At 62.2% G+C, this 13,051-nt stretch carries 11 protein-coding genes; 4 read left to right on the top strand and 7 right to left on the bottom strand.

Features of this window, described 5'->3' with window-relative positions:
- Window positions 1-2 precede the first annotated feature (2 nt).
- Window positions 3-443 (bottom strand): homoprotocatechuate degradation operon regulator HpaR, encoded by a 441-nt coding sequence (gene hpaR / locus DSM107133_RS02815; protein WP_114292393.1) that lies wholly within the window; start codon window positions 441-443, stop codon window positions 3-5.
- A gap of 158 nt (window positions 444-601) precedes the next feature.
- Here hpaR and DSM107133_RS02810 point away from each other — a divergent pair, with 158 nt between their 5' ends.
- The gene (locus DSM107133_RS02810; RefSeq protein WP_114292392.1) at window positions 602-1,996 is read left to right on the top strand and encodes a pyridoxal-dependent decarboxylase; all 1,395 of its coding nucleotides are present in this window, start codon (window positions 602-604) and stop codon (window positions 1,994-1,996) included.
- Between the two features lie 66 nt (window positions 1,997-2,062).
- Here the strand turns inward: DSM107133_RS02810 and DSM107133_RS02805 are convergent, their stop codons facing one another.
- From DSM107133_RS02805 to DSM107133_RS02790, 4 genes are all read right to left on the bottom strand, one after another.
- Window positions 2,063-2,944, bottom strand: coding sequence for a glucokinase (locus tag DSM107133_RS02805; protein ID WP_114292391.1), 882 nt, complete (start codon window positions 2,942-2,944; stop codon window positions 2,063-2,065).
- A 3-nt stretch (window positions 2,945-2,947) separates the two neighbouring features.
- Window positions 2,948-3,715: an ATP-binding cassette domain-containing protein gene (locus tag DSM107133_RS02800; RefSeq protein ID WP_114292390.1), complete on the bottom strand. Its 768-nt coding sequence runs from the start codon at window positions 3,713-3,715 to the stop codon at window positions 2,948-2,950.
- Window positions 3,712-5,040 (bottom strand): sugar ABC transporter permease, encoded by a 1,329-nt coding sequence (locus DSM107133_RS02795; RefSeq protein ID WP_114292389.1) that lies wholly within the window; start codon window positions 5,038-5,040, stop codon window positions 3,712-3,714. The genes DSM107133_RS02800 and DSM107133_RS02795 overlap by 4 nt, the downstream gene beginning before the upstream one ends.
- A 128-nt stretch (window positions 5,041-5,168) precedes the next feature.
- A complete protein-coding gene (locus DSM107133_RS02790; protein ID WP_205387770.1) occupies window positions 5,169-6,188 on the bottom strand; it encodes a substrate-binding domain-containing protein in 1,020 nt (339 codons plus the stop codon).
- Between the two features lie 185 nt (window positions 6,189-6,373).
- Here DSM107133_RS02790 and DSM107133_RS02785 point away from each other — a divergent pair, with 185 nt between their 5' ends.
- Together DSM107133_RS02785 and DSM107133_RS02780 are read left to right on the top strand one after the other, a co-directional pair.
- A complete protein-coding gene (locus DSM107133_RS02785) occupies window positions 6,374-7,573 on the top strand; it encodes an ROK family transcriptional regulator (RefSeq protein ID WP_114292387.1) in 1,200 nt (399 codons plus the stop codon).
- Window positions 7,563-9,062 (top strand): CRTAC1 family protein, encoded by a 1,500-nt coding sequence (locus DSM107133_RS02780; RefSeq protein ID WP_114292386.1) that lies wholly within the window; start codon window positions 7,563-7,565, stop codon window positions 9,060-9,062. The genes DSM107133_RS02785 and DSM107133_RS02780 overlap by 11 nt, the downstream gene beginning before the upstream one ends.
- A gap of 9 nt (window positions 9,063-9,071) precedes the next feature.
- On the opposite strand, the gene DSM107133_RS02775 is transcribed toward DSM107133_RS02780, so the two are convergent.
- Together DSM107133_RS02775 and xylB are read right to left on the bottom strand one after the other, a co-directional pair.
- A complete protein-coding gene (locus DSM107133_RS02775; RefSeq protein WP_114292451.1) occupies window positions 9,072-10,391 on the bottom strand; it encodes a cytochrome c peroxidase in 1,320 nt (439 codons plus the stop codon).
- A gap of 15 nt (window positions 10,392-10,406) precedes the next feature.
- Window positions 10,407-11,858, bottom strand: coding sequence for a xylulokinase (xylB, locus tag DSM107133_RS02770; RefSeq protein ID WP_114292385.1), 1,452 nt, complete (start codon window positions 11,856-11,858; stop codon window positions 10,407-10,409).
- Window positions 11,859-11,959: 101 nt separating this feature from the next.
- Between xylB and DSM107133_RS02765 the strand changes: the two genes are divergently transcribed.
- On the top strand, window positions 11,960-12,964 hold the full coding sequence (locus DSM107133_RS02765; RefSeq protein WP_114292384.1) for an SDR family NAD(P)-dependent oxidoreductase: 1,005 nt from the start codon (window positions 11,960-11,962) through the stop codon (window positions 12,962-12,964).
- Window positions 12,965-13,051: the final 87 nt, after the last annotated feature.

Here is a 13,051-nt window from a genome sequence, read left to right as displayed (position 1 = left end):
GGTTATTGCGCTGGATCTTGGTCAGCCAGGTCGGCCAGAAGGTCCAGTAGCAATTCAAAACGGGCCGCTCCCAGATGCGCACGCCAGCTTTCAGCGATTTCGGCGGCGCGCCCTGCGTTGTCAGCGATCAATGCTATTCCCGCCTCGGTAATGGCCACCTCTTGCCGTCTGCGGTCTTGCGCGACCTTGACCTGCGTGACCAGTCCTTTTGCGCTCATCCCGCGCATGATCCGCGTCAACGACGGCTGCAACAATGCCGTGCGCTGCGCCAGCGTCGTGGCATCCAGCGGACCCGCCTCTTCCAGAACCCGCAAAACCCGCCACTGTTGCTCGGTCAGACCAGAGGCCAACAGCATCTCGCGTATCGGCTCCATGACAACTTCGCGCGCGTGCATCAAGGCAATCGGCAAAGAGCGGCTGGTGCTGGGGAGTTTCTGGCTCATAAGAAGAGAATCCTTGACGTGATGGCTGAGATTTACTCGATCTGAAAATAATTGCGATGTTAAGCAAGTCGCTCTATAGATAACAATGCCACGGTTGCCTTCGCGATGGCGAACCACCAGCCTGCGCCCCATGACCCCAACATACAGGACACCAAGACATGAATTGGAACGAATTCGCAACCCACGCCAAAGACGTTGCCGATTGGGGCGCGGATTATCACAAAACCATACGTGATCGTCCGGTACGCGCACAAACCGCCCCCGGAGACGTGGCGGCACAACTGCCCGACAGCCCGCCCGAAAACGGCACCGACATGACCAATATCATGGCCGATTTCGAAAAGGTGGTGATGCCGGGGATCACCCACTGGCAGCACCCGCGTTTCTTTGCCTATTTCAATTCAAACGCCGCCCCCGCGTCGGTGCTGGCGGAATTTGTCGCCTCGATCATCGCGCCGCAATGCATGCTGTGGCAGACCTCTCCGGCAGCAACCGAGATGGAAACCAAGATGATGGACTGGCTGCGCCAGGGTCTGGGTCTGCCGGCCGGTTACCAGGGCGTCATTCAGGACAGCGCCAGCAGCGCCACGCTGGCCGCTGTGCTGACCATGCGCGAACGGGCGCTGAACTGGCAGGGCAATGTACAGGGCCTGTCAGGCCAGCCCAAATTGCGCATCTACTGCTCGGATCAGGTCCACACCTCGGTCGACCGCGCCATCTGGGTGGCAGGTATCGGGCAGGACAATCTGGTCAAGATCCGCAGCACCGGCGACCTGCGCGGAATGGACCCCATCGCCCTGCAAGACGCAATCAACCGTGACCGCGAAGCCGGTTTTGTGCCCGCGGGCATCATCGCCGCCACAGGGGCCACCGGCATGGGCGCCTGCGATGACATCGAAGCGGTGGCCAACATCGCCGAAGCCGAAAACCTGTTTTCCCATCTCGACGCCGCATGGGCCGGCACCGCGATGATCTGCCCCGAATTCCGCACGCTTTGGAAAGGCGCCGAGCGCTTTGACAGCATCGTGTTCAACCCGCACAAATGGCTGGGTGCGCAATTCGACTGTGCCGCCCATTTCCTGCGCAATCCCGACCTGTTGCGTCAAACGCTGGCGATCCAGCCCGAATATCTGAAAACCCACGCGCAGGGCGATATCATCGACTATTCCGAATGGTCGATTCCGCTGGGCCGCCGCTTTCGCGCGCTCAAGCTGTGGTTCCTGATGCGCAGCTATGGCATGGAAGGGCTGCGCAGCCGCATCCGCAACCATGTGGCATGGTCGCAAGCCCTGTGCGAACGCCTGCGCGCCCTGCCCGACTTCGAGATCGTGACCGATCCGATCCTGTCGCTGTGGACGTTCAAGGTAAAAGGCGCCAGCGACGACGAGACGCAAGAGCTGGTCGAGGCGATCAACAGCGACGGGCGCATTTATCTGACCCAGACACTTGTGGACGGGGTCAAGGTTATCCGGTTCACCGCAGGGCAATTCGATTGCGAAGAGCGCGACTTTGACACGGCTTACGAGACCATCATCGAGATTGCCAAGGGCTGATGGCCTCATAGCCCGACACATTCAGAGGCGTGCGGTGCGATGCAATCCATCGCGCGCTTTGGGTGGCTAAACCTGATCCAGACAGGCCGCACAGCCTGCAAGAGCGGCTGCATCATCGGTCACAACCCACATCGGAATTTCCGACAACGTTCCCTCGAACCTGTCCTGAACCCGCGCCGCAGCCAAAAACGCGCCTGCCTCGGGCAATCCGACAACCGCCCGCGCCAGTCCGCCGTTGAAGTAGATGCCCCCAAGCGGCATGAACTGGAACGTCATATCGCGGCACAGGGCAGCCAATGCGGCAAGATACACCTTCATGGTTTCCCGCGCCTCGGCCACAATCTGCTGGCTGGGCATTTCCGCGCCGCCCATCGCCCGATGCAACGCCCGCAAGCCGGCTCCGGCAAACAGCTGTTCGACCGTCTCAAAGGCCAGCGCCTTTTCCCCCAGATGCGCCTGCAGGATCCTGTAGACACCGATGGGCAAACCCGCATGCCCCTCTTCGGACAACATCACGCCGCTGCCGTTGGCCAGACTGATGTTAAACCCGGTCCCCAACCCGACGACCAGCCCCTGCCCGCCAGGGGCCGCGCGCCCCGGAACAACCAAAGCCACAGACTCAGCCGCCAGATAGGGCAGCGCATGACCGACAGCCGCAAGATCATTGATGATCCGCACTGTGGCGCCGCCCAGCACAGCCCCCAGCTCTTCAGCATCAAACGACCAGTCACGGTTGGTCAGGCGCACATGGCCCGGCATAACGGGGCCCGCGATGGCCACACACAGCCGGTCCACCGTTGCCCCCGCACAGAAATCGGCCAGCACATCGGCAAATGTGGGATAATCGTCATTGCGAAACCATTTTACCGAGTCTGCAACCAGAACACCGCCCTGTGCATAGGCCATGCGTGTATTGGTGCCGCCCACATCTGCCACGACTGATTTCATGTTTTACGCTGCCTTTCCGGGCTGTTTGCCAAGAATGATCATACTCAGCAAATCGTCGTCGGTCACATCGGCCACATCAACCGTGCCCACCAGCTTGCCGTTCTTCATCACCGACGCGCGGTCGCACAGTTCCATCACGTCGTGAATGTCGTGACTGATCAGGAAAATCCCGATGCCTTCGGCCTTCAACTGCGTGATCAACTCGCTGACCATTTGCGTCTCGTGCGGACCCAGCGCCGCCGTCGGTTCGTCCATAATCAGGATCTGAGCGTTGAAATAGACCGCACGCGCAATGGCGACCGACTGGCGTTGACCGCCCGACAGCGCACTGACCGGATCCTTGAACTTTTGAAAGTTCGGATTCAGCCGCGCCATGATCTTGCGCGCCTCGCTTTCCATCGCGTCGTCGTCCACCAGCCCCAGCGGCGAGGTCAGCTCGCGCCCCAGAAACAGGTTGCTTGCGGCGTCCAGATTGTCGGCCAGCGCCAGCGTCTGATAGATCGTTTCGATGTTATAGCGCCGCGCGTCACGGGGGCTGCGAATGTCGGCCCGTTCGCCCTTCACATAGATCTCGCCGCTGTCCATCTTGTAGGCACCGGACAGGATCTTGATCAGCGTCGATTTTCCCGCGCCATTGTGGCCCAGCAGGCCCACGACTTCGCCGGGGTACAGATCGACCGACACATGGTCGACAGCATGCACACCGCCGAAGCTGATGCAGATGTCGCGCATGTCGATCAGCGGCGTGCCAGTGTTGGTTTTACTGCTCATTTCGAAGACCTCCGGTAGAGATTGTCCAGATAGACCGCAAGCACCAGAACGCCACCCACGACGACCTGTTGCACCGCGGCGTCAAAGCCGATCAGCACCATGCCTGTTTGCAGCGATTGCATGACAAATGCGCCCAGAACCGCGCCATAGATGGTGCCGACACCACCGCTGAGCGAGGTGCCCCCGATGACGGCGGCGGCGATCACATAAAGTTCGTCCAAGGTGCCCAGCGCGTTGGTTGCCGACCCCAGACGGGCCGAGGCCACCACTGCCGACAGGCCGGTCAGAAAGCCCATGAGGGCGAAAATCTTGACTGTCATCCAGCGGGTATTGATGCCCGCCAATGCCGCCGCTTCGGGGTTGCCGCCGATGGCATAAACATAGCGGCCAAAGCGGGTGCGGTTCATCACCACGGTCATCACCACGATCACCACCAGCAGGATCAGCACCGGAATGGCAAAGCCGTGACTGATGAACAGGCCGCCTTCGGGAATTTGAATGTCGTTTGCCTTGGCATAGCGGCGCACGATGCCCACGGGCCACGGATAGGCATTCACCAGCAGCACCGCGCCAACAACAGCGCCCACGCTGACGATGCCGATAAACCATTCCGCCCAGATCGGACGCAGCCGGAATTCAAACCGCTTGCGCCGCGCGCGCCCCATCACGATCAGCGCAACCACAGCGATGGACGCAATGATGCCCACGATCCAGCTGCCTGTGGCCCCCACGGCCCCGTTCGGCCCGCCACCCATCAGCTTGAACGTGCTGTCGAGGGGCGAAATCGTCTCGCCGCGCGTAATCAGAAAGGCCACACCGCGCCACACCAGCAAACCGCCCAGCGTCACGATAAAGGCCGGGATCGACAGATAGGCAATCAACCAGCCGTGGATGGCCCCCACCAGCATCCCTGCGATCATCCCGACGATACAGGCAATGATCCAGACGCTCCAATGTTCCAGCCCCACCAGATGCGGCAGAAACCAAACCTGGGTAATCCCCATGATCACCGCGCAAAACCCCAGGACCGAACCGACGCTCAGGTCGATATGGCGGGTGATGATGACCAGCACCATGCCACAGGCCATGATCCCGATCGAAGAGGTCTGAACCGAAAGGTTCCACAGGTTGCGCGGCGTCAGGAATGCGCCAAAGCCGTTGTTGACCGCGCCGTAGACGTGAAAGCCCACCCAGATCAGTGCCAATGCGCCCAGCATCCCCAGCAGGCGCGTGTCCAGTTCGGTGTCGCGCATGAAACGCTGTACCAACCCGGGCTGGCTGCGCGCGGCCGCCGCGGTGGGGCTGTGTTCGTTCGTGTCAGTCATATCCGCACCCGTCAGATAAGCCGATCCTGTTTGCGCAGGGTGCGCAGCGGATCCGGCTGAAGTGTCATGAAAAATCAGATTGCGGCACCGGCCGGCCTATTGCCCGCCGGTGCCTTGGGCCTGTGGCCTTAGTTACAGCCGTCCACGCCATCCATGGCGCCGGCACAGACTTTGTCTTTCGCGATGTGACCTGCGTCGATCACAGCCGAAATGTTGTCTTTGGTGATCGGTGTCGGCGCGAGGAAGATCGCGGTCATTTCCACACCTTTTTCGCCGCCAGACCATTTTTCGGCACCGTCGACATCAGACATCGCCGTGCCATCTGCCAGAGACAGGGCGATTTCAGCGGCTTTCTTGCCCAGCTGACGCGCATCTTTCCAGACCGACACGGTTTGCGTGCCACGCGCCACACGGTTCAGCGCCGCATGGTCGCCGTCTTGACCGCCCACAGGAACGCTCAGGCCCTGCGCCTGCAAGGCGGCAATCACGCCACCGGCCATACCGTCGTTTTCGGCCAGAACCGCATCGACGTTGTTGTCATTGGCCGTCAGGATCTGCTCCATATTGCGTTGTGCGTTGTCAGGCTTCCAACCATCACTAAACGCTTCACCGACAATCGTGATCTTGCCTGCTTCAACGTCGGCACCGATGACTTCCATCATGCCTTCCAGCAGGAACAGCGCGTTGGGGTCGCCCTTGTCGCCCTTGATGATGGCAAAGTTGCCTTCGGGCTGTGCGTCTTTAACGGTCTGGGCGATGATCCGGCCAACGCCCTTGTTGTCAAAGGTCAGGTAAAAGGCGCGCGGGTCTTCGATCAGCCGGTCATAGCCGACGACCGGAATGCCTTCGTTGTCGGCCTGATCGATGGCGGGGCCAATCGCGTCTTTGTCGACAGACAGGATGATCAGCGCAGTGGCGCCTTGCGCGATCAGCGCCTCGACGTCGGTCAGCTGCTTGGCAGCCGAGGCTTGCGCGTCAGCCGAGATATATTTGGCGCCCGCAGCTTCGATGGCTGCTTTCATCGCGGCTTCGTCGGTCTTCCAGCGTTCTTCCTGGAAATTCGACCAGCTGACACCAACAGTGATGTCCTGCGCCCAGGCGGCCACGGCCGTCACGGTGATCGTCGCAGCCAAGGCGACCGTTTTCATTAATTTCATTGTGTCCTCCCAAGACTTTGCCCAACTGTTGCACGCAGCACAGTGGCGTGTTCGCATCATTAGGCATTTTAATTCGGAAAGCAAATTAAATTGGACAAGCCCAAAAAATAACGCCATTCTACCGGAACACTTGGCGTGAAGAACCAACTTAACCCCTTGGAATAATATAAATTAAGATGGCATTCGGACACCAAAAAGAAGACAGCCGCCTGATCCTGCTGCGCGAGATTTCTCAAGAGGGACGCATCCCGAGGATCGACCTTGCACAGCGCACGGGAATCAGTCGGGCAACGGTGACAACCATCACCGCCGATCTTCTGCGCGATGGTCTGATCGCGGAGGTTCCCCGCGATGACGGTGCCGCATCAACCCGTGGCCGACCCCGCGTTGACCTCAAGATTGCAGGCTCGGCCCATCTGGTTGCAGGGGTCAAAGTATCGGGCACGCGGATCTCGCTGGTATTGATGGACTTTGAAGGAACCCAGCTGGTCGACCACGAAGCGCCACTTGCCCCGGGGCGGCACAGCCCTGCGGCGCTGGCCGGATTTATCAGCGATGCTGTGGCAACGCTGGCGGCCAAGGCCGGGCACGCAACCGCCGACATCTCGGGGGTTGGCGTTGGTCTGGCCGGAACCATTGATGCCGGCGCGGGCGCGGTGCACTGGTCACCTTCGCTGAACGCGCGCAATGTGGACTTTGCCGCCGATCTGACGGCGCAGATGGGGGTGCCTGCCTATCTGGACAATGACGCGAACCTTGTGGCCATGGCTGAAAAAGCCTTTGGCCTTGGCCGGGGGCGGTCCGATTTCATCGTGGTCACCCTCGAAGCGGGTGTCGGCATGGGCATCATCCTGGGCGGCGAGATCTATCGCGGCACGCGCGGATGCGGTGCAGAGTTCGGCCATACCAAGGTGCAGCTGGAAGGCGCGCTGTGTCGTTGCGGGCAACGGGGCTGCCTGGAAGCCTATGTTGCCGAATATGCGCTGCTGCGCGAAGCCGATACCGCCCTTGGCCCCGATACCTCGGTGGCCAGCCAGATCGCGCGGTTGCTTGAAGCAGCCGAAGCAGGCGACAGCGCGGCGGCGTCGATCGTGGCACGCGCAGGGCGGATGTTTGCGATGGGGCTGGCCAATATCGTCAATATATTCGATCCTGAATTAATCATTCTCGCGGGAGAGCAGATGCAGTTCGATTACCTCTATTCCGACGCGGTCATGGCCGAGATGCGTAAATCCATCGTTCAGGTCGACGCTGCCCCACCCGAAGTGGTCATACACAAATGGGGCAACCTGATGTGGGCGCGCGGGGCGGCCGCCTATGCGCTGGAGTTCGTACAGGAACGCGCCGCGCGCGAGGGGCGTGTCGATGCGGATTAGTGTTGTATTGATCCTCTGCGCAGGTGCCGCGCAGGCCGAACCGCAGTTCACCCCGGTCACCGTGCCGCATCATCAATATGATGGCGGCTGGGAACATTTTGTCGGTGGTGGCCTGACGGCATTCGATTGCAACAGCGACGGGCGCACCGATCTGGTCGCGGCGGGGGGCAGCAATCCGGCGGCTGTCTTTGTCAACGAAAGCGATGAGGCGATCCGTTTGCGCATGACTCCCCTGCCCGTCAGCGACACCACGGGCGTCTATGCGCTGGACATCAACAACGACGCCAAGTTGGATCTGGTGATGCTGCGCGTTGGCCCCGACCAGATATGGCTGGGCGACGGTGCATGCGGCTTTGCCCCCGCTGACATGATCGACTTTCCCGACAAATGGACCACAGCATTCTCGGCCACATGGGAACAGGGGCAGGACCGCCCCACACTCGCGATGGGCCACAATGTCGACCGCACCAACCCCGACGGCCCGTTTCAGGCCTGTGACACCAACAGCCTGTGGCGACCACAGGGGGAGGGCTGGGAGCAGACCGTTCTGGCGCCGGGGTTCTGCCCGCTCTCTGCCCTGTTCACCGACTGGTCGCGCAGCGGGCAGGCCGATCTGCGGCTGTCGAACGACCGGCATTACTATGTCACCGGCGGCGCCGAGCAGCTGTGGCAGATGGCCCCCGAACCGCGTCTGTATACCGAAGCCGACGGCTGGGCCGAACATCACATCTGGGGCATGGGCATCGCCACCCGCGACCTGGACCGCGACGGGCGCGACGAAGTGTTCCTCAGTTCGATGGGCGACCAGCGTTTGCAGCAACCCACGGGCGACGGGCCGGGCTATACCGATGTGCCCTTCGCGCGAGGATCGACCGCGCACCGACCCTATACCGGTGGCGACGGGCGACCCTCGACCGGCTGGCATATTTCGTTTGGCGATGTGCAGAATGACGGGTTTGACGATGCCTTTATCGCCAAGGGCAATGTGCAGCAGATGCCCGGCATGGCAATGGACGACCCCAACAACCTGCTGATCGCACAAGCGGATGGGTCCTTTGTCGAAGCAGGCGGCACCGCCGGTGTCGCCTCGCTGCACCGTGGGCGCGGGGCGGCGCTGGTGGATCTCGACAATGACGGGTTGCTGGATCTGGCCGTGGTCAACCGCCGCGCTCCGCTAGAGGTCTGGCACAACACCAGCACCGACACCGGCAACTGGCTGTCTCTGGACCTGCTCCAGCCCGACATCAACACCCGCGCCATCGGTGCGTGGATCGAGGTGGACGACGGCACATCCGTGCAGTCGCGCGAACTGGTGGTGGGCGGTGGCCATGCGGGTGGATCAGACGCGCCGCAACACTTTGGCCTGGGATCTGCGACATCGGTGCAAGTCCGCGTGCTGTGGCCCAATGCGCCTGCCTCGGGCTGGACCACGGTACAAACCAACGCCCGCTATCACCTGCGTCCGGGCGCCGCGCCTCGGGCCTATTGATCCACGAGCCTATTGATCCACCGGCAGCCCGCTGGGCACGGTGGCAGGCACACCCAGCGGCCCCGTCAGGCTGGCGGTATCAGTCAACGCCCCCAGAAAGGCGATGATCGCCTGCATCTGCCCGTGGCTCAGCGCACTTGGTGCCAGTTCGTTGGCCGCAGCAATGCGCGCCACCTCGGCCGGATCGTCCATCACGGTGGTGTCCACCACCCCACCCAGAGCGGGCAAGACTGCCTGCGCCGGGTCATATTCAGCCAGGTATTTCTGAGGGTTCAGGTGGTGGCGTATCACATCCTCAAGCTGCGCATAGGCCCCGGCGTGCCCGTAAGGTCCTGTATGAACCACATTGCGCAAGGACGGCGTGCGGAATTTGAACGCATCCGCAGGGTCGCCTGTGACCAGCATCCGCCCCTCGTCCGCCGCGCCGCTTTCAAATAGCGCGCGTTTTCCCGGTCCAATCTGCGGCATGGCGATGGCATGAAAGTCGTGATCTGTCTGGAACAGGCCGGAATGACAACTGCTGCACCCAGCCTTGCCATAGAACAAGTCGCGGCCAAAGGCCTCATTCGGCGTCAGCTCAAGCTCGCCGCGCAGCGATTTGTCAAAATCGCTGTCAGTGGCGCGCCATTCAAAGGTGATAAAGGCCGCAATCGCATCGGCGATATCGGTGAAATGCACCGGTTTGTCCCCGATCACCTCCTCAAACCGCGCGCGGTATTCGGGAATACCCTCTACCCGCTGCGCCAGAATATCCCACACCCCGCCCGGTCCGGTCATCAACCCCTGGCGCGTCGCCTTGGACACGTCGCTTTCGGCCAGATGGCCTGCCATTTCGTCGGCGGACAGGACCGGAAACATTGCCTGCGCGCTCAGCAGGCTGGCAAAGCCCTGCTCCATCTCGCGCCCAAGCGGCGTGCGGATGCCACTGTCGCGGGTCTCGTCCAGCTCCAGACGGCCATCATGAAAGAACGTCCGGTACTCCAGCGCACCGACGTTGAACAGCGCGGGCGCATTGCGCGGTATGCGATGGGTGGGCAGGTTCGCCGGATCAGCCTTGCGATCCGGCGCAAGGCCCATGGCCCCGTCCCCCAATCCCAGCGACAGCCCGTCGCCCGTGGCATGGCGCGGATGGTGGCAGGTGGCACAGCTGACCGTCTTGCCCCCCGACAGGATCGGGTCGTAAAACAGCAGCCGCCCCAATTCGATCTGGGGCATGTCCGCCACGGGAAACTCGGCTTCAGGCGCGGGCAAATCACCGGCCAGCGCCGTTCCGGCCCACAGGGCCAGTGCCGCAAGGCCGCCCGTGAAATCAAAAAACCTGTCACTCATGATCATTCCCCCCCGTTACTGCAATGCCTTCAGCCCGGCATAGGCCGCACGATAGGTCTCATGCGCCTCGGCACATGCCTCGACAAGGGAGGTGTCGGGGATGACCGTCCGTGCAATCTCGGGCTTGGTCATCACCTCCACCGGATCGGCGCCGGTCACGCCGCACATGGCCAGACGGGCCGCACCAAGGGCCGCGCCAAATTCGCCGCGTGCCGGAATATCCAGCGGCAGGTTCAGGGTGTTGGCCAGCATCTGCACCCAATGCGACGACGCTGCACCACCGCCAATGGCCAACAGGCTTTGCGGATTGGCCCCTGTGGCCTGCAACGCCTTCAGGCTGTCGGCCTGGGCAAAACAGACACCTTCAAGCACGGCGCGCGTCATGTCGGGCACCTCATGGGCGATGTCCAGCCCGCTAAAGCCACCGCGCACCTGCGCATCATTGTGCGGCGTGCGTTCGCCAGAAAGATAGGGGTAAAACCGCAGTCTGCCCGGCGCGCGCACGTCATTGCCCAGCGCCGCCGTCAGCGCCGCGGGCCCCTGCCCCGTGATCCGCGCCAGCCAGTTCAGGCTGTCGGTACAGGCCAGCGTCACCCCCATCTGATACCACCGTCCCGGCACCGCATGACAGAACGTGTGCACGGCGCTGGCCGCATCCGGTGCAAATCCGTCACGCGCTGCCAGCACCACACCCGAAGTGCCCAGCGAGACAAAACCGTCGCCCTCTTTCAACGCACCGACGCCACAGGCGGCAGCGGCATTGTCCGCCGCGCCCGCAATCACCAGAACCCCGCGCGGCAGGCCCAATTCATCGCCCAAAGCATCGCGCAGCGGGCCGATCACACCGGTGCCCTCGTGCAGCGCGGGCATCTGATCACGGCGCATGCTGCCTGCGTCCAGCAAGCGATCGGACCAGTCGCGCGCGCCCACGTCCAGCCACGCAGTGCCTGCCGCATCAGACATCTCGCTGGCGCAGGTGCCGGTCATCCACAGGCTGACATAATCCTTGGGCAAGACCACCTTGGCCACCCGCGCGAACACATCCGGCTCGTGTTGGGCGACCCAGACCAGCTTGGGCGCGGTAAAGCCCGGAAAGACAATATTGCCGCTGATGCCGCGCACCTCGTCTGCCGCATCCAATGCCGCCGCCTCGGCATGGCTGCGCGTGTCGTTCCACAAGATACAGGGCCGCAACACTTCGTCTGAACTGTCCAGCAGAACCGCCCCGTGCATGTGCCCGGCAATGGCGATCCCCCGCACCGCGGCATATTCGGCAGGATGCGCCGCCTTCAGCGCTGCCAGCGCAGTGCGACAGCCCGCCACCCACATGGCCGGATCCTGCTCGCTCCATCCGGGTGCAGGATGGGCCGCCTGATAATGCGCCTCTTGCGCATCCACGGGCACACCGCCCTCGTCCACCAAAAGTGCGCGCACGCCGGACGTGCCCAAATCCAAACCGATATACATGGCAAATTCTCCTCGACGCATCCTGACCCTGAATAAATTTGCTTGTCAAACTAATCGCACCAACACTGGCCATCCCCGCATTCCTCAGCCAAAGTTGCGCCATGACACGCACCGCACTTATCACCGGCTCGGCCGGCTTCATCGGATACTTCACCGCCCGCCGTCTGCTGGATCAGGGCTGGCGGGTGATCGGGCTGGACGCGATGACCGACTATTACGATGTGACGCTGAAAGAACGGCGTCACGCGATGCTGAACCAAAGCGCTGGCTTCACCGCCCTGACCGAACGGCTGGAAACACCCGGCACCCTGCTGGACCTTTTCGACAAACACCACCCCGACGCGGTCATCCACCTGGCCGCCCAGGCGGGCGTGCGCTATTCCATCGACAACCCGCGCTCTTACGTCGAGGCGAATCTCGTCGGCACCTTCGAACTGCTCGAAGCCGCCCGCGCCTTTCCGCCTGCCCATATGCTGCTGGCCTCAACCTCCTCGGTCTACGGCGCCAACACGCAGATGCCCTATACCGAGGCCGACAAGGTCGACAGCCAGATGTCATTCTACGCCGCCACCAAGAAGGCGACCGAGAACATGGCCCACAGCTATGCGCATCTTTATGATCTGCCGATCACAATGTTCCGCTTTTTCACTGTCTACGGGCCATGGGGCCGCCCCGACATGGCCCACTTCAAATTCACCCGCGCGATCCTGAATGGCGAGGCGATCGACGTCTACAATCACGGCGACATGATGCGCGATTTCACCTATATCGACGATCTGACCGCCGCCATCAGCGCCCTGATCGACGCGGCCCCCGAGCGGGGCAAACCTGTCGCGGGCGACAGCCTCAGCCCCGTGGCACCGCACCGCATTGTCAACATCGGCAACGGCGCGCCGGTCAAGCTGATGGATTTCATCGCCGCCATCGAAACCGCCTGCGGCACGCCTGCACAGATCAATTTCAAGGACATGCAGCCCGGCGATGTTCCCGCCACATGGGCCGATGCAACCCTGCTGGAAACCCTGACCGGCAAACGCCCCGCCACGCCGATCCAGACCGGCATCGACGCCTTCGTCGCGTGGTATCGCGATTATTACCAGATCTGACCCTTCATCTTGCCAAATAAACTCCCGCCGGAGGCTCCCGCACTTTCCACAATGCACATCGCCCGCTATAGACAGCCCGACCCCAAC

The sequence above is a fragment of the Pseudosulfitobacter sp. DSM 107133 genome (assembly GCF_022788695.1).
In the GTDB taxonomy this organism is placed as follows: Bacteria; Pseudomonadota; Alphaproteobacteria; order Rhodobacterales; family Rhodobacteraceae; genus Pseudosulfitobacter.
Note: the sequence above shows the minus strand (reverse complement) of the source record. Positions and strands in the feature narration are given on the sequence as shown.